This window comes from Hyphomicrobium sp., assembly GCF_035687085.1.
In the GTDB taxonomy this organism is placed as follows: Bacteria; Pseudomonadota; Alphaproteobacteria; order Rhizobiales; family Hyphomicrobiaceae; genus Hyphomicrobium_B.
The window spans coordinates 279,549-303,872 of record NZ_DASRYS010000017.1 but is presented as its reverse complement, the minus strand read 5'-3'; the positions used below and the strand labels follow the sequence as shown (position 1 = coordinate 303,872).

Sequence of the window (24,324 nt, the reverse complement as noted above, 5' to 3'; positions counted from 1 at the left end):
GGGCGGTTTGTTCAGATTTGCAGGTCTTACCACACTGACCACGCTTCGCCTCCCTCACTTTTTGTGACGTGGAATGCGCGGGATAAGCCTGGCTCTGCAGCTTTCCACCTCCAAGCTGTCCGCAAGCTTGCCGCAGCGCTCGGACGGCAGCGAACGATCCGGGTTGATCCCGGAGCTTCTTTTTGCGATCTGCGGCTGTGGCCGGGGCGCGCAGCGTTTAAAGGCCTGATCGATCCGGCAAATGGGAAAATCACATCATGGCGAAGGTGGCGTGGCTTGGACTGGGTGTCATGGGCTACCCCATGGCCGGCCATTTGAAGGTGCGCGGCGGTCATGATGTCGTGGTCTATAATCGCACAGCGGCCAAAGCGGAAAAATGGAAAGAGCAGTTCGGCGGCGAGGTTGCGGCAACGCCTGCTGAAGCGGCGCGCGGCTGTGATGCGGTATTCGCCTGCGTCGGCAACGATGATGATCTGCGCAGCGTGACGACGGGAGCCGGCGGGGCTTTCGAGACGATGCGCGCGGGCTCGGTGTTCATCGACCATACGACGGCTTCGGCGAAGGTGGCGCGGGAGCTCTCCGCGGTGGCGGAAGGCCGGGGCCTCAAGTCTCTCGATTGTCCGGTGTCTGGCGGTCAGGCAGGCGCCGAAGGCGGAATTCTGACGGTGATGGCGGGCGGCGATGCGGACGCATTCGCGACGGCCGAGCCGCTGATCAAAAGCTTTGCGCGCACCGCGCGGCTCATGGGTCCGTCGGGGTCCGGGCAGCTCGCCAAGATGGCGAACCAGATTGCCATTGCCGGACTCGTGCAGGGCTTGTCGGAATCCATTCACTTCGCAGAATGCGCGGGGCTCGACGTCGAAGCGCTGATTGCCACGATTTCAAAAGGCGCGGCGCAATCCTGGCAGATGGACAACCGCTGGAAGACGATGCACGAGCGCAAGTTCGACTTCGGCTTCGCGGTCGATTGGATGCGCAAGGATCTTGCGATCTGTTTCGACGAAGCGGCGTCGAACGGCGCGGACCTGACTGTCGCCAAGCTCGTCGACCAATTCTACGGCGAGGTGCAGGAGATGGGCGGCCGCCGCTGGGACACGTCGAGCCTCATCGCACGGCTGCAGCAGAAGAAGCCGCAAGACTGAGGCATTCAGGCCTCGGCGCGCTCGCCTTTGGATGAGCGTTCGGCAATCGCGAACTGCAATGGCAATGCGGTGGTGTATTTGATCTGCTCCATCGCAAAGGCGGATGAGACCTTGGCGATGTCCACGCGCGAGATGAGCTTTTTGTAGAAGGCGTCGTAGGCGGCGATGTCGGGCACGGCGACGCGCAGCAGATAATCGATCTCGCCCGACATACGATAGAACTCGACGACTTCAGGGAACTCGGCGACGGCGGCGTGGAACTTCTCCAGCCACGTCAGCGAATGTTTGTCTGTTTTGATGGAGACGAATACCATGACGCCGGCATTGACCTGCTGCGCGTCGAGAATTGCGACGCGTCGCTGGATGACGCCGGACTCTTCCAGCTTCTGAACGCGGCGCCAGCACGGCGTGGTCGATAGGCCGACTTCTTTCCCGATATCGGCCACAGGGCGGGTGCAATCCTGCTGCAGGATGCGCAGAATCTTCACATCCATTTCGTCCAACATTGGTCCGCCCTCTGAGCAAGAAACATGATTTTGTTCAATCTGCGATTCTGAAATTAATATTTTCTCATTTGCTGGTGTCAACGTGAGAATTAGTATTTTTTTCTAGATCGACCTCGTTTTCACTTGATCGAGGGGAGCGGCTAACTCATGTAGGGGTACTTCCCACCTTCTTATAATCAGTCTCCGGATATTCATGATGCCCCCGATCAGGCCCATTTCCGATAGCGTGTCCATTAGCGGTTGGCTCGACAAAGACGACTTCCCCGGCGTCAAGGCGCTCGGCTTTGATAAAGTGATCAATTTCCGTCCCGACGCGGAAGCGCAGGACCAGATCCCCAGCCGCGAAGCGGAAGCTGCCGCCCGCGAGGCGGGGCTCAGCTATCTCCATATCCCGGTCACCCGGCAGAACCTTTTCGCCGAAGATGTTGTCGGCCGGGCGGCGGAGGAGTTCGCATCGGGTGAACGGACGCTTGCCTATTGCGCCTCCGGGCAGAGGGCAGCCATCGTCTGGGCAGCAGCGGCCGCGCGCTCCCATCCCGTGGACGAGGTGCTTTCGTCTGCCGGCGGCGGCGGTTTCGATCTGCGGCTGATCCGTGACGATCTGCAGGCGCAGGCAGCGCGGGCGCGGCAGTCGCAAGACTGATCGCTCGCGTCCCGCGAGGGCCGCTGACAATCAGGCCTTCGCGCTCGGCCGAGCCGAGACCTCTTCATGCCACCGTAAGACGTTTGTGAAGCCGTCGGGCCGCCCAAGGCGCGCCGGCTTCATGAAGTCGATGGCGACGAGCGCGGTGATGTCGGCGATCGAATAGGCATCGCCGGCGAGGAACCGGCTTTGCGATAGGCGCGCGTCGGTCAGCTTCAGTTCGTGCGCGACCTTTTCCTTGTTCGCTTCGCCCCACTCTGCGATTTGCGGCACTTCGAGATGCGCCATTTTGGGGTGCAGATGCCGGAACACGGCGAAGACTGCGTTGTAGAGCCCGTTCTCGATGCGCCGGTTCCACATCTCGACCTCGGCTTTGCCGATGGGTCCAGTGCCAAACAGCGGAGGCTCGGGCGAGATCTCTTCGAAGTAGCGGCAGATGGCGACTGTTTCTGAAATGGCGCGGCCGTCATCGAGAATGAGAACCGGCACCCGCCCCCACGGATTGAGCTTCGCGAAGTCGCCGGACTTCAGGTCATCGACCATCATGTTCACTTCCTCGCGCGGGACCTCGATGCCCTTCTCGGCGAGGAAGATGTTCACCCGTCGCGGGCTTGGCGCCGCGTGCGTCTCGATGATGCGCAATGTCTCACATCCCGTTTCTGGAATTATGCTGGGCTCGCCATTTGCTTGGCGCCTCGAATTCGCCCGCCCACAGTCCGCGTCCTGATGACCGGGCCTCGGCCTCCTCCCGGACGTAGTCACCATAAGCCACGGCTATGCCCATGCGCACCATCGCAGCGTTGAGATCGCGACCGGCGGCGGAGCAGTGGGCGAGGAGCCGCCCGTAAGCGTCCCTGCGACTGATGTTGCATGTCACGATGTCGCCGCCGATGGCGCGGCCGAGCTCGCGGTACGCCTCGTCGCCGCAGGCCCAGTCCACCCCGCCGCGACGGCATGTCTGGCGGCCTTCCGGTGCATCTATTCCCTGAAGCCGGACCTCATGTCCCGCCACCCAAAGGCTGTCGCCGTCGATCGGCCGCGCGACACCGGTCACGTTTGCCGGGAACGGATCATCTTGCGCTCGCCGCAAGCGCCAATGGTCGCGCCCGGCAAAAATGGCTGCGACGAGGAGGGTTAACGCCAGGGCGAACCTTCCATACGGCGTCCCGCGCCTTAAATACCTGCCATTCCGGCGCCTTGAGGCCGCCGGCCGCCGCCAAGGCGGGTTGGGTTGCATTTCACACCCTCAACCATTCCGCGAGACTTTAAGTCTTGCTTTAACAAATTGACGCCAATTTACGAGCCGGCGCCCGGACCTTTTTTGTCCGTGCCACTTTCATCGATTAGGACGCGACACGCGGTATGGACGACAACGCCTACAGCGTCGAGCCGGGAGCTGAACAGCCAGCGCGTCCGGCGCGACGAGGCCGTTCCGGGGATGAGCTCAAATCATTCCGGGAGAGGCTGACGCACGGCACCGTCCATAAGCCGGAGTTCGAATACGAGCTGCTCACGATGTTTGCGCGCAACGAGACGAGCGCGCCGTTCGCGATGCCGGCGTTGTGCTTCATCTTCTACATCACATCGATGTTCTGGGCGTCGTTCATCGAAGCGACGACCTGGATCGCCATCGTGTCGATCACCCGCGTCTACATGCTCGACCAATGCCGGCGGCTGCTGTCCATTCCGCGGACGGAGGTCAACGTCGGGCAGTGGCGGCGCCATTTCAGCCGGATCGAGCTTGCCAACGGCTGTGCTCTGGCAGCCTTCGCTCTGATCGGCATCTCGATCAACAATCCCCAGGCGGTCTCGCCTGCGACCTTCTCCTCGCACGTCTTCATTTTCGCGACGCTGATGGTGGTGCTCGCGATCCGCATGACGTTTGCTTCCACGCTGCCGCGGCTCTTCCTCGCCGGCACGGTGCCGATGACGATGGCGGTCGCGGGACGGCTCTTCACGCTCGGCGATCCCTTCTACTTCGCGCTGGCGTCCATGGCGGTCGGCATTCACGTGTTCTTCGTCTATCTCGCGCGCGGCCTGCATTCGACCGCGCTTGCGATGGTGGAATTCCGCGCGGAGAAAGACAGCCTGATCTCGGAGCTGGAAGAGGCGAGCGCGATTTCGGATGAAGCGCGCCGCCGCGCAGAAGCTGCAAATAAAGCCAAGTCGCGCTTCCTCGCCACGATGAGCCATGAACTGCGCACGCCGCTCAACGCCATCATGGGCTTTTCCGAAGTGATGGAGAAGGAGCTGCTGGGGCCCATCGGCAGCGACATCTATCGCGATTACGCGCGCAACATCTATCAGAGCGGCGACCACCTGCTCTGCATCATCAATGAAATTCTCGACCTCTCGCGCATCGAGGCGGGCCGCTACGATCTGAACGAAGAGACGATGCGGCTGACGGACATCGCTGAGGATTGCCAGCGGCTCGTAAAGATCAAGGCGGATGCGAAGGCGCTGACGTTCGTTGAAGATTTCGCGCCTGATCTGCCGCACGTCTGGGCCGATCCGCGCGCGCTGCGCCAGATCTGTCTCAACCTGCTCTCCAATGCGTTGAAGTTCACGCCCAAAGGCGGCCGCATCACGATGATCGTCGGCCATACGCAGGACGGCGGTCAGTTCATGACGATTGCGGACACAGGCCCCGGCATTCCGAAGGACGAAATCCCGCGCGTTCTGCAGGCATTCGGACAGGGATCGCTCGCGCATGAGACTGCCGAAGGCGGCACTGGTCTCGGCCTTCCCATCGTGCAGAACCTGATCCAGCTGCATGGCGGCACGTTCGATCTGCAGTCTGAATTGCGGAAGGGTACGGAAGTGACGATTACGCTGCCGCCGCAGCGCGTGCTGCATTCGATTGCGCCGTTGCAGCCGCTTGGCCAGGAACGTCACCGCGATCCTGCGCCGCGTCCGGCGCGTCAGCCGCGCATGCGTCCTGTTTCGCCATTCTCACCGGAAAACATTGCCGCCTACAAAATTGTTGGCGATGTCCGATAATCGCTCGTCTTTCGGGGTCTGATGCTCGCGTTTCTTCTCACTATTATTCTCGGGCTTGGCGCGCTGCTGGCCGCGACGATGTTCGGTGGCCTGAAGCTCGATGACGTTCCGGATCTGCCTGTCGCTGCGGCGGTGATCGCCATTCTGGTCGCGCTCTATTTCGCAACGCTGCTCAACCACCGGGGCGAACGGCGGCTGGCGTTGTGGCCGACGCTCGCGGCATGCATCTCCGGGGCGATCCTGGTTGCGGGCGCTTTCAACAAAGGCACGCCGTTCATGCTTGCCGATTTTCTCCCGGAGGCGAAGGCGAGCCTTGATGCTGAAGCCCAGATCCGCCGCGATCTACCGGCGTCGGTGCGGATCCGGCGAAATGACGATGGTACTTTTCTCGCCAACTCCGAGATCAACGGCCAGGCGATGACGGTGCGCATCGACACAGGCTCAGCGACGGTCGTACTCCGGCAATCGGACGCGGAACGGGCCGGCATCGATGTCAGTCATCTCGATTTCGATACGCCTCTCAAGACGGCGAACGGCACAACTTATCTGGCGCCCGTGCGCCTGAAGTCCGTGCGCGTTGGACCGTTGGTGATCGACGACGTCGAAGCCATGGTGGCGCGTCCTGGAACTCTTAACGAAAACTTGCTCGGTACAAGTTTTTTAAGACGTTTGGCGTCATACCAAGTGAGCGGAAATTTCGCGACGCTTCGGCGATAGGACGCCGATTCAGTTTGCACGGCCTCTGAGGAAAAGGACGTTCCGAATGGCATCGGCGAGCGTCAGTCTGTTCGGATCGTTCGCGCTTGCGGCCGTGGGTGCCGCGGGCCTCGCGTATACGCTGACGCATCCGGGCGTGCTCGTCGACTTTGTGGAGCGCGCCAAGGCGACGTCCGGCTTTTCACAGCAGCAAGCGTTGAGCCAAAGCAATGGCCCCTCACCTGAAGCCGAAGAGGACCAGTCACGGCAAGCCGGGAGCGTCACGCTTCCTGCCGGCGACTACGGGCATTTTCACACTGAAGCAGACATCAATGGACGCCACATCGCGGTGATGGTGGATACCGGAGCCTCGCTCGTCGCGCTGACTTATGAGGACGCACGGCGCGCTGGAATTTCAGTCGGTCCATCGGACTTCACGCACACGGCGCAAACGGCGAACGGCATCGCCCGGGTGGCGCCTGTCACAATCCCGCGCATCAGCATCGGCGATATCACTCTGCGGAACGTGGCCGGTGTTGTATCGGAACGCGGCGCGTCCGAGCGGACGCTGCTTGGAATGTCTTTTCTCGGGCGGCTTTCCCGTGTCGAAATGCGCGCTGGCAGCCTCGTTCTGCAAGAGTAACAGTTCTTTCCCGCCGTTCCACTTTTTCGCCCATAACACTGCTGATAGAGCGCACCCCGGAACCTCGCCCTGGTATCAGCGCGTTAGGTTCCCCGAATGAATGAATAACGTTCGAGGAGAGGCATATGTTGCCAAAGCCACGCGCCGACCTGAAGCCGAATACCGCCGACTTTGAGCGCTTGCCGCTCGTGAAGCCGACGGGCTTCCGCGAATACGATGCGCGTTGGCTCTACCCTCAAGGAATCAATCTCATGGGCCTCAATGCCGTCGGCCTCGGCATGGCAACGCTTTTCGCCCGGCGCGGAGTTCCCAAGCGTCTTGTCGTTGGTCACGATTATCGATCCTACTCCGCCGCCGTGAAGCAGGCGCTGATGACTGGCCTTCTCGCCGGTGGCTGCGAAGTTCACGACATCGGGCTTGCGCTTTCGCCGATGGCCTACTTCGCGCAGTTCGAACTCGACGTCGAAGGCGTCGCGATGGTGACGGCGAGCCACAACGATAACGGCTGGACCGGCATCAAGATGGGCTTGTCGCGGCCGTTGACGTTCGGGCCCGACGACATGAGCGAATTGAAATCCATTGTGCTCAACGGCGACTATGAGGAGCAATCCGGCGGCCGATACATTTTCGTTCCGGATCTCGAAGAGCGCTACATCAAGGCGCTGACCAACCGTCCCAAGTTCACGCGCCGCCTGAAGGTCGTCGCTGCTTGCGGCAACGGCACGGCTGGCGCTTTCGCGCCGAAAGTTCTCGAAGCGCTCGGTTGCGAAGTCGTGCCGCTCAATACGGACCTCGACTACACCTTCCCGAACCACAACCCGAACCCTGAAGACATGAAGATGCTTCATGCGGTGTCGGCGAAGGTTCTGGAAACGGGTGCTGATGTCGGTCTTGCCTTCGACGGCGACGGCGATCGCTGCGGTGTCGTCGCCAACGATGGGCACGAGATCTTCGCCGACAAGGTCGGCGTTATGCTGGCGCGCGATATTTCTTCGATCTATCCGAACGCGAAATTCGTGGTCGACGTGAAGTCGACGGGCCTCTTCTCGACGGATCCGGTACTGCTCGGCAATGGTGCAACGACGAGCTACTGGAAAACCGGCCACAGCTACATCAAGCGCTACAATTTCGAGAACAAGACGCTCGTCGGTTTCGAAAAGTCGGGCCACTTCTTCTTCAACGAGCCGCTGGGCCGTGGCTATGACGACGGGATCGTTTCGGCGATTGCGGTTTGCGACATGCTCGATCGCAATCCCGGCAAGACGGTTGCGGACCTTCGCGATTCGCTGCCCAAGACCTACGGCTCGCCGACAATGTCGCCCCATTGCGACGACGAAAAGAAGTACAACGTCGTCGATCGCATCACCGAGCACTACAAGCGCCAGCAGGAAAGCGGCGCAACCGTCGCCGGTCAAGCGATCCGCGATCTCATCACGGTCAACGGCGTGCGCGTGATGCTCGAGGACGGAACGTGGGGATTGGTTCGCGCCTCGTCGAACAAGCCGGAGCTTGTCGTCGTGGTGGAAAGCCCGGTGTCGGAAGCGAACATGAAGGCGATTTTCAAGGACATCGACCAGCAGCTCGCGCGCTTCCCGGAAGTCGGCGAGTACAATCAGAAGATCGCGGTTTGAGTTTTGCGCCGGCGGCCGGCTCCGCGGAGCGGAGTCGCCGGCGCTTTATATTACGTCAGCAGCGTCCAGAGAAAGCGACCGACGACGGTCGTGAGGAAGACGGCGAACGCGAGCTCGAGCGTGCGTTTGGAAACGCCGTGCGCAACGCGGACGCCCAGCGGTGCCGCGAATATCGCGATCGGGGCAATGACGAGTGCGCCGAGATTGACGTAGCCGAGCGATAACGGCGGCAGCCCGGCCTCGCCCCACCCAGATATGATGTAGCCCGCGATGCCCGGCACCGCGAGAATGCTACCGATGCCAGTTGCCGTGCCGACGGCGCGCAGCAACGGCATTCCGTAGAGCGTGAAGAGCGGAATCGTGAACGTTGCGCCGCCGATGCCCATCAGTGTCGAGACGATGCCGATGAAGCCTGCGGCCGCCTCGAGCTTGGGTGGAGGCGGAAGCTTTTCAGCGATCTTCCAGTCATCGCGGCCGAGATACATTTTCACGGCGAGCGCCGAGCCGAAGACGATCCAAATCCAGCGCAGCACTTCGCTCGTGGCGTAATACGCGATGACGATGCCCACGATCACGCCGGCGACAACCCAGGGCGCCATGCGCTTGACCGCATCCATATCGACGGTCGAACGGGCGCGAAATGCGGAAAAAGATCGAAACACGGTTGGCGCGACGACGGCGAGTGTCGTCCCGAGCGTCACGTGCATCCGGACGTCTTCGGGAACGCCGGCTACGCCGAAGACCTCATAAAGGATTGGCACGAGGATACCGCCGCCGCCGATCCCAAGCAGCCCAGACAGAAAGCCTGCGAGAAGGCCACCGCACGCGAGCAGCGCGCCCAAGGCCAGCAGATGTTCCGTAGATAGGGTTGAGATCATACCTACGCCGCGTCCGGTTGATCCTGGCGTCCGTAGCCGTGCTCGGCGAGAGCGATTGCGTCTTCAAGTACTGCGGACGTCGCGGCGGCGTTCGTGGCGCGCTCGCTCAACAGGCGGCGGAAGGCGCGGCCGCGCGGCTGGCCGTGATAGAGCCCCAGAACATGGCGCGTGATGTTCGACAGGCGCCCGCCCTTGGCGATGTGCGCCTCGGCGTACGGAAGCATGGCGGACAGCGCATCTGCGCGCGTCGGCCCGGATTGCTTCTCTTCAAAAATTCTCTGGTCAACGTCTGCAAGAATGTAGGGGTGCTGATAGGCTGCACGGCCGAGCATCACGCCATCCACGTGTTCGAGGTGGCGGCAGGCCTCATCCAGGTTCTCGATGCCGCCGTTGATGACGATCGTCAGCTCAGGATGCTTCGCCTTCAGACGATACACGCGCTGATAGTCGAGCGGGGGAACCTCGCGGTTCTCTTTCGGCGACAGGCCCTTGAGCCAGGCCTTGCGCGCGTGCACGACGAACGTCGTGACGCCAGTCGACGCCACGGTTTCGATGAAGCGTTGCAGGTCGGCTTCGGCGTCCTGCTCGTCGATGCCGATGCGGCATTTCACGGTGACGGGCTTCGGCTGGCTTTTGCGCATGGCTGCGACGCAGGCAGCGACCAGTTCGGGTTCCGCCATCAGGCACGCCCCGAAGCGGCCCTCTTGCACACGGTCCGATGGGCAGCCCACGTTCAAATTGATTTCGTCATAGCCGAACTCGGCGCCGATGGCCGAAGCCTCAGCGAGCTTTGCCGGGTCCGAGCCGCCAAGTTGCAGAGCGACCGGGTGCTCGACCTCGGAAAAGCCAAGCAGGCGCTGGCGGTCGCCGTGGATCACGGCATCGGCCGTGACCATTTCTGTATAAAGCAGTGCACGTTTCGTCAGCCCACGGTGGAAGACGCGGCAGTGCCTGTCAGTCCAGTCCATCATGGGGGCAATGGAAAATCTATGTGCTTGAAATTGCAAACGGTCCTGCTTTCAGGCTATCAAAAGCTTGCCGGGGATATCGCGAAATGTGCTTAGCTAGCCTTCGAAATAGGGCCAGTTGCCGAGGTGCGCAATGCGTTATGAGCGCTTAGCCTGAGGCGCCCTTGCCGCTCGAATGCCCCCCGCCCATACTCCTTGCACAACGACCGGCCGAGCACCGTATTCCTGGAGGACCACAGATGGCCAGCGGACGACCCACAGCCCTGATCGTCGGCGCGTCGCGAGGGCTCGGCCTTGGTCTCGCGGCTGAGTACCTGTCGCGCGGATGGGATGTCGTCGCGACCGTTCGCGGCTCTGGCCGGACGGGGCTCCACGACTTGCAGGAGAAAGTCGGCGGCGGGCACCTCGACATCGAGACGGTCGATATCGCCGAACCGGAACAGGTTGCGGCTTTGCGGCAGCGGCTCTCAGGCCGGACTTTCGATCTGCTGTTCGTCAATGCGGGCATCGCCAATGATCCGGACGAGACGGTTGGAAACGTCGCCACGGATGAGTTCGTCCGCGTGATGGTCACGAATGCGCTGAGCCCGATGCGCGTCATCGAAGCGTTCGACGATCTCGTGACGCCGGCGGGAACGATTGGTGTCATGTCGTCGGGCCTCGGCAGTGTGGCGGACAACGAGCATGGCGGGTGGGAGGTCTATCGCGCCAGCAAGGCGGCTCTCAACACCCTCATGCGCAGCTATGGCGCCCGGCATCGCAAGGACGCGCGCGCGTTACTGATCATTGCGCCGGGCTGGGTGCGCACCGACATGGGCGGGCCGCATGCGATGCTTGAAATCAACGAGAGTATTCCCCGCGTGGTCGATGTCATCACCGCGCAGTCGGGAAAACCCGGCGTCCGGTACCTCAACTATCAAGGACAGACCGTTCGCTGGTGAGCCTGATCGCTACGGCGCTACCTTGACTGTTGAGCCAACCACAGCTGCCACGGCTTTTGCGTCTTGCGGGGTTGGCTCGCGGTCTATGGGTTCATCGCTCGTGCGGGGGGCATTCTCGATCTCGTCCAGCCATTCCGCCGTTCGTTTGTAATCCTGATCGGCGATGAAGCGCGCGCTTGGCGCGAAGCCTTCGCAGCGGCTGACGGCTTGGGCGATGAGCTTGCGGAATTCCGGCACATCGAAATAAGCGGCGTGGACGAGCTCTTTCCAAGTGAAGTAGGTGCTGATGGCCGTCTCGGCCGAATGGGAGGGGACGGCGAACCGGATCTGGCCGATGGCGCGGCGGAACTTGGCGATCGACAGGCTCGCAGCTGCGTTCGAGTAGTCTGTAATGATGCTCGCCAATGGCAGCGGCAGACGCGGTAACGAGTTCTCGAGCCACATCGGGCGGTCCAGTGCGCCGATCGCGATCTCGCCTTCCGTATCGTTGCCGTAGGCGGCGCGCTTCACCTCGGCATTGGTGATGGCGTTGAGGAATTTGCTTGCGAGCGTGCTGATAAGTGTCGCGAAGGCCTGGATCACGACCATGAGAAGGAGCGCCAGAACTCCGAGTATTGCCGGCACGATGATAGCTGGAACAAAGAGCGACCAGAACCAACGTTTCCTCCGATCCTCCAAATCGGCGGCGCCGAGCGCCCAGGACAGCTCGTCGGTCACGACATGAAGCAGCAGGCCGCTGTTGATGGAAAGATCGTGCCCGCCACCACATAGCGAACCGCCTTCGCACGGCGCGCCCTTCTGTTCGAAGAAGCGCCGCTTGAAGCGCATGCCCCGTTCGATGGCATTGAGATTGGGATATTGAACTTCGAGGGCTTCGCGCTTCTCGCGGTACTGCCGCCAAGCCGCCCGGCGATCGGTTGGCGGCTGCACCGGCGCACCGCTCTCCGTTGTTACCGCTTCTCCATCCCCCTTGCGCGCGAGCATGAGCTGGCTTCGCAACGCGGCCAGGGCTGATTCCGCTTCCGGCGAAGCATTCGCGTCATAGATTTCAGTCTTCAGCCATTGCGCTATCCCGACCATGGCCGGAGGTGACAGCAGGATGGCGAAGTATATGAGCGGTAGCGTGATAACGGACAGCAGCGTGATCGATGAAACCGCGAACGACTTGTCGAAGAACTCCAGCCGCGCGTCGCGCAGCAGCGCCAGTCCCTGGATGGCTTCGTCGTCGGGGTGCGCGAGCGGCAGCCAGCGAGCCGCGAAGTTGTTCTTCGCGCGCCTCGTCGCACGCGTCCGGTAACTGAGCAAGCTGCGGCTATCGAGCCAGTGCAGCACAATGTAGAACGTGATAGCAGGCAGGCTGGCGAGCACGCCTGTCGCGACCCAGACGCGCGGGAAAGTGTTCCCGAAGAGGGTCTGCTCGCTGCCGATCTGGCTGGCGAGCACATAGACCACGAACATCAGCAGCAGCATCATCGATGCGACGAAAATGACCTTGTTCATCAGGCTCAGTCTCGTGAGAAGCCAAAGCTCTTTGCGAAGCTTGAGGAACGGCGTGCCGACTGTGATCCAGCGTTTGAGGTTCGCAAGCGGCCGCTTCCGTGCGGCGCTCGCGAGGAGAGCATCGGAGAGAATGGAACCGCCATGGCTATGGCCGATGATGCAGTAGGGCTCGCTCTTGACCTCGAGCTCGTGCATGATCTTCGTGAGGCGTGCGCCTGCTTCACGACGCTGGGTCTCGCTGTTGTCCCCGGCCCAAGAAAAAGGCACGAAATGTAGTTCACCGTCCCGGGCGTCGATGAGGTCGCGAATCTCTCTTTCGAAGACGCTGTCCTTTTCCCACCATTGCAGCTCAGGCGCAGGCCCCCCGTCCGGACCGGAAACCGTTGGGGCCGCAAATGTACCGTGCACTGCAATAATGGTTGCCAACGCCCCCCTCCCCTCATCTTCGCATTCGATCGCCGGGCGCCGCTGCAATAGCGGATGATGCGCGGTGAGACCGGCCTCCTCATGCCGGCCGCGGGGATGATGCCTCAATTCATCAGTGCTCGCATTAGAGCAAAGCCGGACGATTTCGGAATGTCCGCTCGTGTGGCCGCGCGGCTTCCTATGCTCCGTACACTGACAGCTTAAATCGCCCCGAAATGGTACAAAAACTTAGTCTCGCCAGGAGGATAGCAGTGCCGTTCCTGTGCGTGTTTGACGCGATGAAGTGCTTATCTCCCGCACATCCGACTTTCATCCCCGCACGAGAAGAGACGGCAGCTGCTGAAAGCTGTTTCCATCACTGAGTATTTGCGTGCGGACCAAGTCACGCGCTTACGAACCAAGGAAAAGAACTTCAAATGAGTCAATCGCCGTCTACGAATCCCCAGCGCTCCGTCATTCACCTCCTACGGCGTGTTGATCAGTGCGCCGCTCAGCTGTATTCGACAGAAAGCGCCGATAACGATCTCACGCTGCGGCAGCTTGCGATCCTTACCGCTATCTCGCGCCAGGAGAACCTGAGCCAGACGGATCTCGTCGCGATCACTGGTATCGACCGCTCGACCGTCGCTGGGATCGTCAGCCGCCTTCTTCGCAAAGGCCTTCTGGAACGCAAGCGTTCTCCCCTCGATGGCCGCGCCTACTGCGTGCGCCTCTCAAAGCGCGGCCAGAAGGCCGTAGCCGGCGCCGACCGCCTCTACTCGCGCGTGGAAAAGAAGCTTCTCGCTTCGGTTCCTGCTGCGGAAGCCAACAAGTTCGTTTCGACGCTGCGGACCATTCTGTCGGCTCACGTCGGCGACGAAGGCGCGTCGGCTTAACAGCCAAGTTCCACCGCCATATAAAGGCCGCCGCTTTTTCGTAGAATGCCGGCGGCCTTTTCGGCCTTAGCGATTGACGTGTCGCCATTGCCTCCTATCTTAATAAAATGATAGGGGAAGAGGGGTATGTTACGCACGCCAATTGACTCGGCGATATCCACATCGGGCGATGTCACCGAGTACATCATCAACACATCTGATGTGCACCCGCGGGACCGGTTCCAGTATTGGTTCCAGTCGACCCGCCGCGTCCTCGGCCCTTACGAAAACCGGCCGGATCAAAAAGCGAATTTCGAAGGCGACCTGCGCTACCTGAGGCTGCCGGGAATGTCGCTCAGCGTCTTTCGCTGCAACGGCATGCGGGCATGGCGCACCGAGCGGCAGGCGAACCTTCTCAGCGACTTCCTCCATGTGCTGATGCCGCTCACGGGCAACGCCAAGCTTCGTCAAGACGGACGCGAGGCCCATTTGGGTCCGGGAGACATCTGTCTCGTCGACGTCGGGAAACCATCGACCTTTATCCAGCCGCCGCAATCGCAATGCCTCGTCGTCGAGCTGCCGCTCCGCGAGGCAGAGGCGCGTCTCGGCCAGATCAATCGCTGGACGGCGCGGCGCATCGATGGTCTTCAGGGCGCCGGCGCACTGGTCTCCGCGTTCGGCCGACTCCTCCCCGATCAAGTTTCCTATCTCAGCAGTAATGCGCAGGCCGAAATTGCGCGGCAATTCCTGGATCTGTGCGCGCTGGCGGTGAAAGAAGTCGAGGGCACAGCGTTCTCTCACTCATCGGCGCGCCTGGCCTCGCTGCTGCGGCTCAAGTCCGTCGTCGATGCGAACCTAACGAACTGTAATGTGACCTGCGAGGAGCTGGCGGCTGCAGCTGGCATTTCGGTTCGCTACGCCAATCAGCTGCTCGATGCGGAGCAGACATCGTTGCAGAAGCTCCTGTTCAGCCGCCGCATCGACAAGTGCCAGCAGGCCCTTGCGGACCCTGCGCAGGCCCATCGCCAGATCAGCGACATCGCTTATTCCTGGGGGTTCGGAGATGTTTCCCATTTTGGCCGCCTCTTTAAGGCCATGACCGGGATGACGCCGCGCGATTACAAGAAGGCCAATATGTTAGCGTTGGCGAAAGCCGAAGCAAATCTCTGATGACCATGGAAGATTGGCCGCGGGCGGCCCGTCTCCCTTTTTCATGGTTGAAGACCATCTGTGGTCAAATTCAACGCGTAAATTGAGGTGATGCGCCCGGCGCATCGGAAGGGTCACAATCTTGTAGGGTTCGGTTTGAGCGCGCAGAACGCATTGTTGGCCCGAGCCATGGCCCTTCGATCGAAGGTGGCGGCCAAGGCGGATAGCTTCGCTGTTCGCACGTCCGTTATTCTCACGCGCGCCATTTTTGTCGGACTGCTGCTGCTTCCGCTGCTCGAACCCAACAGCTTCTACATCATGCGCGCGGGGCGCGTGACGTCCCCTCCCCCTGAAACCGAACTGCCTGCCCGCTCCGAGCCCGTACCCGCGGCGCGCGAAGTTCGGCCCAAGCAAACGGCGGAGGCCGATCATCCGCCGGCACCGGCCGATGTTCTCTCTCCGCCTGCGAGGACCGCTGAGAGCAACGTTCCGTCGTTGCCTACGGTGGAGGCGCCTTCGCCAGCATCGCCCGCGCAGCCGACGGACCCGGCGGTCCCGCCAATAACGCCGCGGCCACCTGACGCCAAGCCGCTCCCCCCTTCGAAGCAAACGGCGCAGGCCTGGACAGAAAGTGAAATCGCAGAGGCCAAGGCGGAGTGCGCGCAGATCCTCTCGAATGTTACGGCAATCACAGAGCCGCTTCCGCCTGCGCGCGAGGGCATTTGCGGAGACCCGGCACCGCGCGAACTCCGAAGTATCGGCGAAAGCAAGGTGAAGTTCGATCCTCCAGCCACGCTCAATTGCCGGATGATCGCGGGCCTTGCGACCTGGGTCACGGAAAAGCTGCAGCCAGCAGCGCAACAGAACTTCGGCTCCCCGATCGTCCGCATCATCGGAGAATCCTACTCATGCCGAAATCGCTACGGCCTATCCCGCGCGCCGCTCAGCGAGCACGCATTGATGGATGCGCTCGATGTGACCGGGTTTGTTCTCGCTGACGGCAAGGTCATCCGCGTTTCAAAGGGATGGGGGCCAACGGCAGCCCAGTTGAAACGGGAAGCTGCCAAGACGAGCGAGACGCTTGCGCACGTCGAGGGCAAGGATGGGAAGTTTCAGGTCGCCGCGTCAAAGCTCGGCGCGAACGATCTAGCGAGCAAGAAGGACGAGGCGCCCAAACCGGCGGAAGCTGACAAGGAAGCCGCGGCGAAGAAGGCCATGTCGTCATTTCTCCGGCAAGCCCACGAGGACGCCTGCGGAATTTTCGGCACAGTTCTTGGCCCCGATGCGAATGCCGCGCACCACGACCATTTCCATCTCGACATGAAAGAGCGCCGGACGAAGCGCGCGCTGTGCGAGTAGCAGGGCTGCTCACGCAGGCCGCTCACCTTTTCACAGCGATGATCTCCATCGAACTGCGGTGATTGTCGCCGATGCTGTACTCGGCGAATTGGAATCCGTGAGTATCGAGCAGCTGCGCAAGCCGGGCCCGCGTGAAGTGATGATAGCGTTCGAGATCGGCCCAATATGGATTGGTGCCGGTCGCGTCGAGCGCTCGCCAGACGATGGTGTCGCGGTTGAGCGTCGATACCAAGAGAACGCCCCCACGCTTCATCGTCCTGTTCACGGTCGCGAGCAACGCTCCAGGATACGGCGTGCGATCCACCACGTCGATCAAACTGACGACGCTGAAGCGATCTTCGGCGGCGAGGGTCTCCAAATCGACGTGCGCTTCGTAGCCGAACCTTTTCAGCTTCGCGACGCGGTCTGCATTTCCATCGACACCGACGGGGGAGAACCCCCACTCGGCCGCCGTGAAAATGAGCGAGGCGTTGCCGAAGCCGATATCGAGCCATTCGCCGTCCGGCATGTGCCGGGCGACCCGCGCGACGATCTTGGCCGATAGCTTGCGCTGGTTTTCGGCGTCCTTACCGACCTTTTGCTCCGCTTTGCTCGCGGGATGGATGATCTCTTGTCCTTCGGGCGTCAGGTAGCCTTCGGTGAAGACGTGAGCGCACGATGCACAGCGGCACCATTTCAGCATCGTCGGAAGGATCAGGTTGTAGGAGGGATGATTGGTGATCCGTGCCTCCTGCGCGTGAGTGAGATCACGGCTCTCGCAAAGCGGGCAGGATTGATAGATGGCTCTTGGGCCTTCGGCCTTTGTTTGGGGCGGTGCCGAGGCTCGGGTGTTGTCGCTTTCGACAATGGTGAAAGCCCGCGGCGCTTCGCCGGATCGCATAATGTCCACCATCTTTGCAAATGCCGCTTCGAGGTTGCGGGTGTAGCGCGCGGTGTCGAACAGCGGCGCGCTGTCTCGCAAAGACGCGATCTTGTCCCGGATCTGTTTGAGCTTGTCTCTGTCGCGCGCGAGTTCGAGCGCGAGAGCGGTATAGGCGTCGAGATCGGTGGTGATCAGCTCAGGCACACCCAAAGCCGTCAAGAGACTGCCTGCGACGCGGCCCGAGAACGTTTCGCCAAGGCACGTCAGCACCGGCAGGCCCGCCCAAAGCGCGTCACTCGCCGTCGTGTGGGCGTTACACGGAAGCGCATCTAGGAAGAGATCTGCAAGCCGGTGGCGGGCGAGATGCTTGTCGATGCGCATGCGTCCGGCAAACGCGAGCCGTGCGGGATCGATACCGCGCGATGCCGCCTCGCGCCTGAGATTGTTGGCGCAGGTCTCGTTCGGCACCAGCAGCCACAGCACCGAGCCCGGCACCTTCCTCAGCAAGTGCATCCAGACGTCGAACATCGTCGGATTGAGCTTGTAGCTGTTGTTGAAGGAACAGAACACGAAGGCGTCTTCCGGCAGCCCACAGTCGGCGCGGGTCACGGGTCCATTATAGATTTCCCGTTGGCGGTCATTGGGCTGATAGGAATTGGGGAGCTGGACGATTTTTTCTGAATAGTCCGGCTGGTGCTCCATCGGTGTGACGATCGCGTCGGCCACGATGTAGTCGATGAAGTCCGCCCCCATGGTCGCGGGATAGCCAAGGTAATTGACCTGTATCGGCGCGGGCCGATAGCTCATAATTTCCGGACGTCCGTCGCGGGTATACCCCTTGAGATCGACGAGGATATCGATCGCATCCTCATTGATTGTCGCGGCCGCATCGCGATGGGTCATTGGACCTATGCTGCGCACATGCTCGAACGCTCTTAGCATCCGCTGACGCATGTCGCTGCCGTCTTCTGGACTGAAGCAGTAGCCAAAAGTTTCGAAGCGGTTTCGATCGAGCTTTTCGAGCACCTCACAGAACAGCATGGCCGTTGCGTGCTCGAAATAATCGCAGGAGAGGAAGCCAAGCCGGATTCGCTGGCCGGCCCCTAAACTGTTGCGATAGGTCTTGAACCGCATGTGTGCGGGAACTGCTAGCGGCTTGATGTAGCCCTGCGCCGCCCTTAGCTGATCGGCGCGCGTCGACCACAGCGAAACAAGCTGAAACGGCGCGACGTGCATGGGTCTGGTGCGGAATTTCTCAAGGCACCTCTGCCCCTCCTCGTCGACACCTGGCCAGTCGCACTGAAAATGCCGGAGGTTCAGATATTCGAAGCGGTTGACGTACGCTTCGGGCGCGCATTGGAGACATTTCTGGAAGGCTAGATCCGCCTCGTCGTAGCGCTCCAACGATTTGAGCGTCACCGCCAGATTGTAATGAGCTTGCGCGGAATCGGGATCGAGCTTGATGGCATGCTCGAAGGCTTGGATGGCGCCGGCGTACATCTTCATCGCGCGAAGCAATCCGCCGACGCCGACGTAGGCTTCTTCGCGATCTGGATCAATCGCAAGGCCGGCCTGGTAGCTCGCCAGGGCCTCTTCAATCCGCCCCCGAGCATCTAGTGCCAGGGCTAGGTTGAAGTGAAAGTCCGCTTTGTCCGGCTTGAGCGCGAGAGCGCGACGGCAAAGTTCGATGGCGTCGTCGGGCCGCCGCTCTTGGCGCAAGTATGTCGCCATCTCGTCCAGCCGCTCGGCGCGCTCATCGCCGGTCTTCGCGTCTTTTTCGACGGCCTCCATGAGCGTTGCGAGCGATCCAGCGGACGCGGCGATGCGGCGATCGAGAACGCGGGCCTCCTTCAGTTCCGGATCGAGATCGAGCGCCTGCCGGCAGCGCGCAATTGCCCCTTCGTTATCGCCGGTTTTGAGCAACAGGGAGCCAAGTCGCGCGAGAACCAAGGGCTGATTGGGTTGCAGCTCAAGAGACTTCAGATACGCCGTGATTGCCTCGGCGTTCTGGTCAGCGACGGTCAGAAGGTTGCCGAGAACGGTATGGGCTTCCGCATGGCGCGGCTGCAGTGCGAGACACTCGCGGCAGGCGGCGATTGCTTCATCACAGCGCCTCGTCTCGCCCAGAATGATCGCGAGGTTGAGCCAGGCCTCATGGTAATCCGGTTTCGCCGCGACGCTTTTGCGGATGTAGTGGATAGCGTCTGCTGCTGCCTTTCGCTTGTACGCGATGAGCCCGAGATGGTGCAGGCTCTGGGCGTGGCCTGGAATGCGCTCGAGCACGCGCTGATGGGCGGCCTCGGATTCCGCCCAGCGGCCATTCTTGAGAAGTTCGACGGCCTGCTGATACTCGCGCGCGACATCGAAATGGCCTGCCCGCGAAGGTGCATTCCGGGGCGCGACGGCTAGCCGCCGATCTCTTCTCGTCATATCCGCAGGTTCCGATTCGCTTTGCGCACACAAAAAACGCCGGAGTCACTTTTGACTCCGGCGTCATGTGCGAGGCTTGCGCGAGCCTAATGCCTTGCGGCTTGGCTATTCTGCTGCGTGAAGCGGCGGCTCGTGTGAGGTATCCGGCGATTTGCGGCGGCCCAAGTCCGAAAGCCAGCGGCAGACCACGTAGAACACCGGCGTGAAGATCAGACCGAAGAAGGTGACGCCGATCATGCCGGCAAACACCGCCGTTCCGAGAGCTTGGCGGAGTTCCGCACCCGCCCCGACGGCCCAGACGAGCGGCACAACGCCCAGGATGAACGCCAGCGACGTCATGATGATGGGCCGCATTCTGAGCCGCGCGGCTTCGGTCGCAGCTTCGAATCGCGTGCGGCCCTGAGCTTCGAGTTGCTCAGCGAATTCGACGATCAGAATGGCGTTCTTCGCGGCAAGGCCGATGAGAACGATGAAGCCCACCTGAGTCAGGATGTTGTTGTCCATCCCGCGCAGAATGACGCCGCTGATCGATGCGATGAGGCTCATCGGAACGATCAGAATGACCGCCAAGGGCAACGTCAGGCTCTCGAACTGAGCGGCCAGAACGAGGAACACGAACAACACGCCCAGAGCGAATGCAAAGATCGCGGTGTCGCCGGCCCGGATTTGCTGGAAGGCGAGATCGGTCCATTCGTAGCTGAAGCCCGGAGGCAGCGTTTCGGCCGCCATCTTCTCCATGATCTGGATCGCCTGGCCCTGCGAAAATCCGGGTGCGGCCGAGCCATCGAGTTCGGCGGCCGGATAGAGGTTGTAGCGGGGGACGCGGGCGGGGCCCGAGATATCGCTCACCGTCGTGAACGACCCGAGCGGGACAGGGTCGCCGTTCGAATTTCGCACGCGGATCTTCAGAGCATCTTTTGGCGTCAGGCGGTACTCGGCGTCGGACTGCGCAGTCACGCGGAACGTGCGGCCGAGCAGGTTGAAGTCGTTGACGTAGATCGACCCGAGATACGTCTGCAGAGCCGTGAAGACGTCAGGAACTCGGATGCCGAGCATCTGCGCCTTGACGCGATCGATGTCGAGATAGAGCTGAGGCGTCGACGTCTCGAACAGCGAGAAGACCTGCCGCACGCCTTGGGTCTGGGCTGCCTTGCCCATCATGGCGTTGACGGCATTCTGCAATGCTGCCGGGCCCGCGCCCGACCGGTCCTCAACCATCATACGGAAGCCGCCAGAGCTGCCGAGGCCGCGTACGGGCGGCGGCGCCACGACAAGAACCATGGCTTCCTGGATCTGAGAAAACTTCTGCAGCAGCGCGCCTTGGATAGCTTTCGCCGACATGTTGGGATCTTTGGCGCGCTCTTCGAAGGGCTTCAGCGTGACGAACACTGCGCCCGAGTTCGACGCGTTGACGCGCGTGGCGCCGGAGAAGCCAACGATATTGACGGCGTGGGCGACGCCCGGAACCGTGAGCGCCAGCTCAACGATGCGCTTGTTGACCTCGTTGGTGCGAGCCAGAGACGATGCCGAAGGCAGCTGCGAGACCGTGATCAGGTAGCCGCCGTCCTGCTCCGGAATGAAGCCGACCGGCGTCTTGCGGAATTCGTTCAATCCGAACGCAATGAGGCCCGCATAGACCACCAGCATCAGCACGGCGAAACGGACGGCACGTCCAGCCAGCCAGCCATAGCCGTTGGACAGGTGGTCGAAGCTCCAGTTGAACAGTCTGAAGAAAGCGCGGATCGGCCACGTGATCGGGCTGTGGCGTGCGTGCGTCGTATGCGGCTTCAAGAGGAGCGCGCAGAGCGCGGGCGACAGAGTCAGAGAGACGATCAGCGAAATCACCGTCGCGCCGGCAATCGTCAGCGCGAACTGGCGATAGAACTGGCCGGAGATGCCGGTGATGAACGCCGACGGCACGAACACCGCGCTCAGAACGAGCGCGATAGCGATAAGCGCCGTGCCCACCTCCTCCATGGTCCGGTAGGAGGCCTCTCTGGGACTGAGGCCGTTGGCCATGTTGCGTTCGACGTTTTCGACGACGACGATCGCATCGTCGACGACGATGCCGATGGCGAGCACAAGGCCGAAGAGCGACAGGTTGTTCAGCGAGAAGCCGAACAACGACATCAAGAAGAACGTGCCGATGAGCGAGATCGGAATCGCCACGATCGGAATGATCGCTGCGCGCCATGTCTGCAGGAAGAGCAGAACGACGATGACCACCAGAACGACGGCTTCAAGAATGGTGTGAACGACCGCGTTCACCGACTCCTGAATGAAGTCAGTCGGGTTGTATACGATCGTGTATTCAAGCCCGGGCGGGAAGCTTTTCGCCATCTCCGCCATGGCATTCTTGATGTTCTCCGCGGTCTCGATGGCATTTGAGCCCGGCAGCTGGAAGATGCCGAGACCGACGGCCGCCTGCTTATCGAGATACGAGTTGACGCCATAATCGAGAGCGGCCAGTTCAACGCGCGCGACGTCCTTCACGCGCACGACGGCATTGCCGGTCTGCTTGACGACGATATTTCCAAATTGATCGGGATCTATCAGCCGGCCCTGGGTCTGCACCGTCACCTGGAAGGCGCCGGGCTGGTCGACGGGCGGCTGGTTGAGCACGCCAGCCGCGACCTGGACGTTTTGCCCTTGCAGGGCGGTCACGACGTCGCTTGCCGTCAGCGCGAGCGACTGCAGGCGGTCGGGATCAAGCCAGACGCGCATCGAATAATCGCGGCCGCCGAAGACCGTGATCGAGCCGACACCCTGCACGCGGGTCAGCGCATCGACGATGTTGACGCTCGCGTAGTTCGAAATGAAGAGCGTGTCGCGCGAGTTGTCGGGCGAAAGCAAGTGCACGACCATCATGAGGTCGGGCGATGCCTTCGCGACTGTCACGCCGATATTGCGCACGTCCGCCGGCAGCCGCGGCTGGGCGATGGCCACGCGGTTCTGAACCTGAACCTGCGCGATATCAAGGTTGGTGCCGATGTCGAAGGTGACCGAGATCGAGAAACGGCCGTCGTTCGTCGAGTTCGACGAAATGTAGAGCATATGCTCGACGCCGTTGATCTGCTGCTCGAGCGGTGTCGCGACGGTCGCGGCCACGACCTCGGCGCTGGCACCGGGATACTGGCCGGTGACGTTCACCACCGGCGGCGCGATCTCGGGATACTGCGCGATCGGCAGGCGCGTGACGGAGACGAGCCCGACGATCACGAATACGATCGAGATGACGGCCGCAAAGATCGGTCGGTCGATAAAGAAGTGCGAGATGCGCATTGTGACGGGCCGTTCTTAGTTGGTCCGGACCGTCTGGTCCTTCGGGTTGGCGGCGTCCGCAGATTCCTGCTGCGGCGTGACCTTCGCGCCGGGACGTATGCGCATGAGGCCATTCACGACGACTGTGTCATCGGGCGAAAGGCCCGCCGTAATGACACGCAGGCCGTCAACCACGGGTCCAAGCGTGACGTATTTTGGCTTTGCGACATTGTCGCCGTCGATGGCATAGACGAACTTACGCACCTGCTCGGTGCCGATGGCGGTATCGGGAACGAGAAGCGCTTCGGCTGGCTCAGACGCCACGAGCCGAATGCGGCCGAACATGCCAGGCGTCAAACGGCCGTCGGGATTCTTGAATTCGGCGCGGCCACGGATCGTGCCCGACGACTGGTCGATCGCGTTGTCGACGAAGTCTATCTTGCCCTCGCGGGCAAAGTCTTTTTCATCGATCAGCTTCAACTGGGCTGACATGCCGAGCCCGCGGTCCGTCCCCTGGGCCCCCTTAGATGACGAGGCCGCCTTGACGTAGCGAAGGTAGGACGCCTCATCCATCGTGAATTCGAAGCGGATCGGATCAACCGACACGATCGTTGCCAGCAGCGTCGTGTTCCCGGCCGTTCCGCCGGTGACAAGGTTGCCGACTGAAACGCGCCGGTCACCGATGCGGCCGGCAATCGGGGCCGACAGCTCTGTGAAGTTGAGATCGAGCGCCATCTGGCGCGATGCGGCCTGCTGCGCCGTCAGATTAGCTTCTGCGACGCGCTTGGCCTGGAGGCGCTGGTCGAGCGACTGCTGGGTGATCGTCGTGCCGCGCACGAGGCTTTCGCCGCGCTGAAGATCCGACTGGGCGAACGCGACATTGGCTTCCGCCTGCGCGATCGAAGCGTTCGCTTGGTCAAGCGCCGCCTGAAACGGACGGCGGTCAATCGTAAAGAGCGGGTCGCCGACCTTGACCAGTTGACCGTCGGTAAAGTGGATCTTCTCGAGATAGCCCGAGACCCGGGCTCGGACTTCCACCGAATCGACCGCCACAAAGCGGCCGACGTACTCGTCATAATCCGCAACGACTTTCTTCGTCGGCTTCGCCACCGTCACCTGCGGCGGGGGCGGCGCAGCCGATTGGGCCGCCGACTTCTCCTCACTGCATGCGGAGAGACCCATCGACAAAGCAAGCAAAACAGCAGCGTATGAGGCGGACCGTTCGAGCACGGGTTCTATCTCCGACGTAATTTAAAATATTGAGGATCGACGCTCTGTGCGCGGCCGAATCCCTAACGTTTAATCGCGGCGAATGATAATTCCGCTCACCGCGTCAATTCTCCGGTCCATCTATGCTGCTGGATCGAAGCCGCAAGTACCGAATGACAGGATTGACAGAGTCATGTTAGCCTTACCGACCGGTAACACTAGTGCT

General features: G+C 61.5%; 19 protein-coding genes. 10 read left to right on the top strand and 9 right to left on the bottom strand.

Features of this window, described 5'->3' with window-relative positions:
- Positions 1-257: 257 nt before the first annotated feature.
- Positions 258-1,142, top strand: a complete 885-nt coding sequence (locus tag VFG26_RS15965) for an NAD(P)-dependent oxidoreductase (protein WP_325027019.1) — start codon at positions 258-260, stop codon at positions 1,140-1,142.
- A gap of 5 nt (positions 1,143-1,147) precedes the next feature.
- Here VFG26_RS15965 and VFG26_RS15960 read toward each other — a convergent pair whose 3' ends face one another.
- A complete protein-coding gene (locus VFG26_RS15960; RefSeq protein ID WP_325027039.1) occupies positions 1,148-1,645 on the bottom strand; it encodes an Lrp/AsnC family transcriptional regulator in 498 nt (165 codons plus the stop codon).
- A gap of 199 nt (positions 1,646-1,844) precedes the next feature.
- Here VFG26_RS15960 and VFG26_RS15955 point away from each other — a divergent pair, with 199 nt between their 5' ends.
- Positions 1,845-2,291, top strand: coding sequence for a TIGR01244 family sulfur transferase (locus VFG26_RS15955; protein ID WP_325027018.1), 447 nt, complete (start codon positions 1,845-1,847; stop codon positions 2,289-2,291).
- A 30-nt stretch (positions 2,292-2,321) separates the two neighbouring features.
- On the opposite strand, the gene VFG26_RS15950 is transcribed toward VFG26_RS15955, so the two are convergent.
- Positions 2,322-2,933: a glutathione S-transferase gene (locus VFG26_RS15950; protein ID WP_325027017.1), complete on the bottom strand. Its 612-nt coding sequence runs from the start codon at positions 2,931-2,933 to the stop codon at positions 2,322-2,324.
- Between the two features lie 4 nt (positions 2,934-2,937).
- Entirely contained in the window at positions 2,938-3,381 is a 444-nt protein-coding gene (locus tag VFG26_RS15945) for a thermonuclease family protein (protein WP_325027016.1), read from the bottom strand.
- Positions 3,382-3,653: 272 nt separating this feature from the next.
- Here VFG26_RS15945 and VFG26_RS15940 point away from each other — a divergent pair, with 272 nt between their 5' ends.
- From VFG26_RS15940 to VFG26_RS15925, 4 genes are all read left to right on the top strand, one after another.
- The gene (locus tag VFG26_RS15940; protein WP_325027015.1) at positions 3,654-5,291 is read left to right on the top strand and encodes a HAMP domain-containing sensor histidine kinase; all 1,638 of its coding nucleotides are present in this window, start codon (positions 3,654-3,656) and stop codon (positions 5,289-5,291) included.
- A 21-nt stretch (positions 5,292-5,312) separates the two neighbouring features.
- Positions 5,313-6,008 carry a retropepsin-like aspartic protease family protein gene (locus VFG26_RS15935; RefSeq protein ID WP_325027014.1) on the top strand — a complete coding sequence of 232 codons (696 nt, stop codon included), beginning with the start codon at positions 5,313-5,315 and terminating at the stop codon, positions 6,006-6,008.
- Between the two features lie 46 nt (positions 6,009-6,054).
- Positions 6,055-6,630 (top strand): retropepsin-like aspartic protease family protein, encoded by a 576-nt coding sequence (locus tag VFG26_RS15930; protein WP_325027013.1) that lies wholly within the window; start codon positions 6,055-6,057, stop codon positions 6,628-6,630.
- A 125-nt stretch (positions 6,631-6,755) separates the two neighbouring features.
- Positions 6,756-8,261, top strand: a complete 1,506-nt coding sequence (locus VFG26_RS15925; protein WP_325027012.1) for a phosphomannomutase/phosphoglucomutase — start codon at positions 6,756-6,758, stop codon at positions 8,259-8,261.
- Positions 8,262-8,311: 50 nt separating this feature from the next.
- On the opposite strand, the gene VFG26_RS15920 is transcribed toward VFG26_RS15925, so the two are convergent.
- Both VFG26_RS15920 and dusA read right to left on the bottom strand, forming a co-directional pair.
- The gene (locus tag VFG26_RS15920) at positions 8,312-9,139 is read right to left on the bottom strand and encodes a sulfite exporter TauE/SafE family protein (RefSeq protein WP_325027011.1); all 828 of its coding nucleotides are present in this window, start codon (positions 9,137-9,139) and stop codon (positions 8,312-8,314) included.
- Positions 9,140-9,141: 2 nt separating this feature from the next.
- Positions 9,142-10,146 carry a tRNA dihydrouridine(20/20a) synthase DusA gene (gene dusA, locus VFG26_RS15915; protein WP_325027010.1) on the bottom strand — a complete coding sequence of 335 codons (1,005 nt, stop codon included), beginning with the start codon at positions 10,144-10,146 and terminating at the stop codon, positions 9,142-9,144.
- A 200-nt stretch (positions 10,147-10,346) separates the two neighbouring features.
- Here dusA and VFG26_RS15910 point away from each other — a divergent pair, with 200 nt between their 5' ends.
- Entirely contained in the window at positions 10,347-11,048 is a 702-nt protein-coding gene (locus tag VFG26_RS15910) for an SDR family NAD(P)-dependent oxidoreductase (protein ID WP_325027009.1), read from the top strand.
- A 9-nt stretch (positions 11,049-11,057) separates the two neighbouring features.
- On the opposite strand, the gene VFG26_RS15905 is transcribed toward VFG26_RS15910, so the two are convergent.
- The gene (locus VFG26_RS15905) at positions 11,058-12,974 is read right to left on the bottom strand and encodes a hypothetical protein (RefSeq protein ID WP_325027008.1); all 1,917 of its coding nucleotides are present in this window, start codon (positions 12,972-12,974) and stop codon (positions 11,058-11,060) included.
- A 416-nt stretch (positions 12,975-13,390) separates the two neighbouring features.
- Here VFG26_RS15905 and VFG26_RS15900 point away from each other — a divergent pair, with 416 nt between their 5' ends.
- The 3 genes from VFG26_RS15900 (at position 13,391) to VFG26_RS15890 (ending at position 16,336) form a co-directional block, all read left to right on the top strand.
- Positions 13,391-13,849 carry a MarR family transcriptional regulator gene (locus VFG26_RS15900; RefSeq protein ID WP_325027007.1) on the top strand — a complete coding sequence of 153 codons (459 nt, stop codon included), beginning with the start codon at positions 13,391-13,393 and terminating at the stop codon, positions 13,847-13,849.
- 126 nt (positions 13,850-13,975) lie between these two features.
- The gene (locus tag VFG26_RS15895) at positions 13,976-14,998 is read left to right on the top strand and encodes a helix-turn-helix domain-containing protein (protein ID WP_325027006.1); all 1,023 of its coding nucleotides are present in this window, start codon (positions 13,976-13,978) and stop codon (positions 14,996-14,998) included.
- 168 nt (positions 14,999-15,166) lie between these two features.
- A complete protein-coding gene (locus VFG26_RS15890) occupies positions 15,167-16,336 on the top strand; it encodes an extensin family protein (RefSeq protein ID WP_325027005.1) in 1,170 nt (389 codons plus the stop codon).
- Positions 16,337-16,358: 22 nt separating this feature from the next.
- Here the strand turns inward: VFG26_RS15890 and VFG26_RS15885 are convergent, their stop codons facing one another.
- The 3 genes from VFG26_RS15885 to VFG26_RS15875 form a co-directional block, all read right to left on the bottom strand.
- Positions 16,359-19,628 (bottom strand): tetratricopeptide repeat protein, encoded by a 3,270-nt coding sequence (locus VFG26_RS15885; RefSeq protein ID WP_325027004.1) that lies wholly within the window; start codon positions 19,626-19,628, stop codon positions 16,359-16,361.
- Positions 19,629-19,733: 105 nt separating this feature from the next.
- Positions 19,734-22,910, bottom strand: a complete 3,177-nt coding sequence (locus tag VFG26_RS15880) for a multidrug efflux RND transporter permease subunit (RefSeq protein WP_325027003.1) — start codon at positions 22,908-22,910, stop codon at positions 19,734-19,736.
- Positions 22,911-22,925: 15 nt separating this feature from the next.
- Positions 22,926-24,119: an efflux RND transporter periplasmic adaptor subunit gene (locus tag VFG26_RS15875; RefSeq protein WP_325027002.1), complete on the bottom strand. Its 1,194-nt coding sequence runs from the start codon at positions 24,117-24,119 to the stop codon at positions 22,926-22,928.
- Positions 24,120-24,324 lie beyond the last annotated feature (205 nt).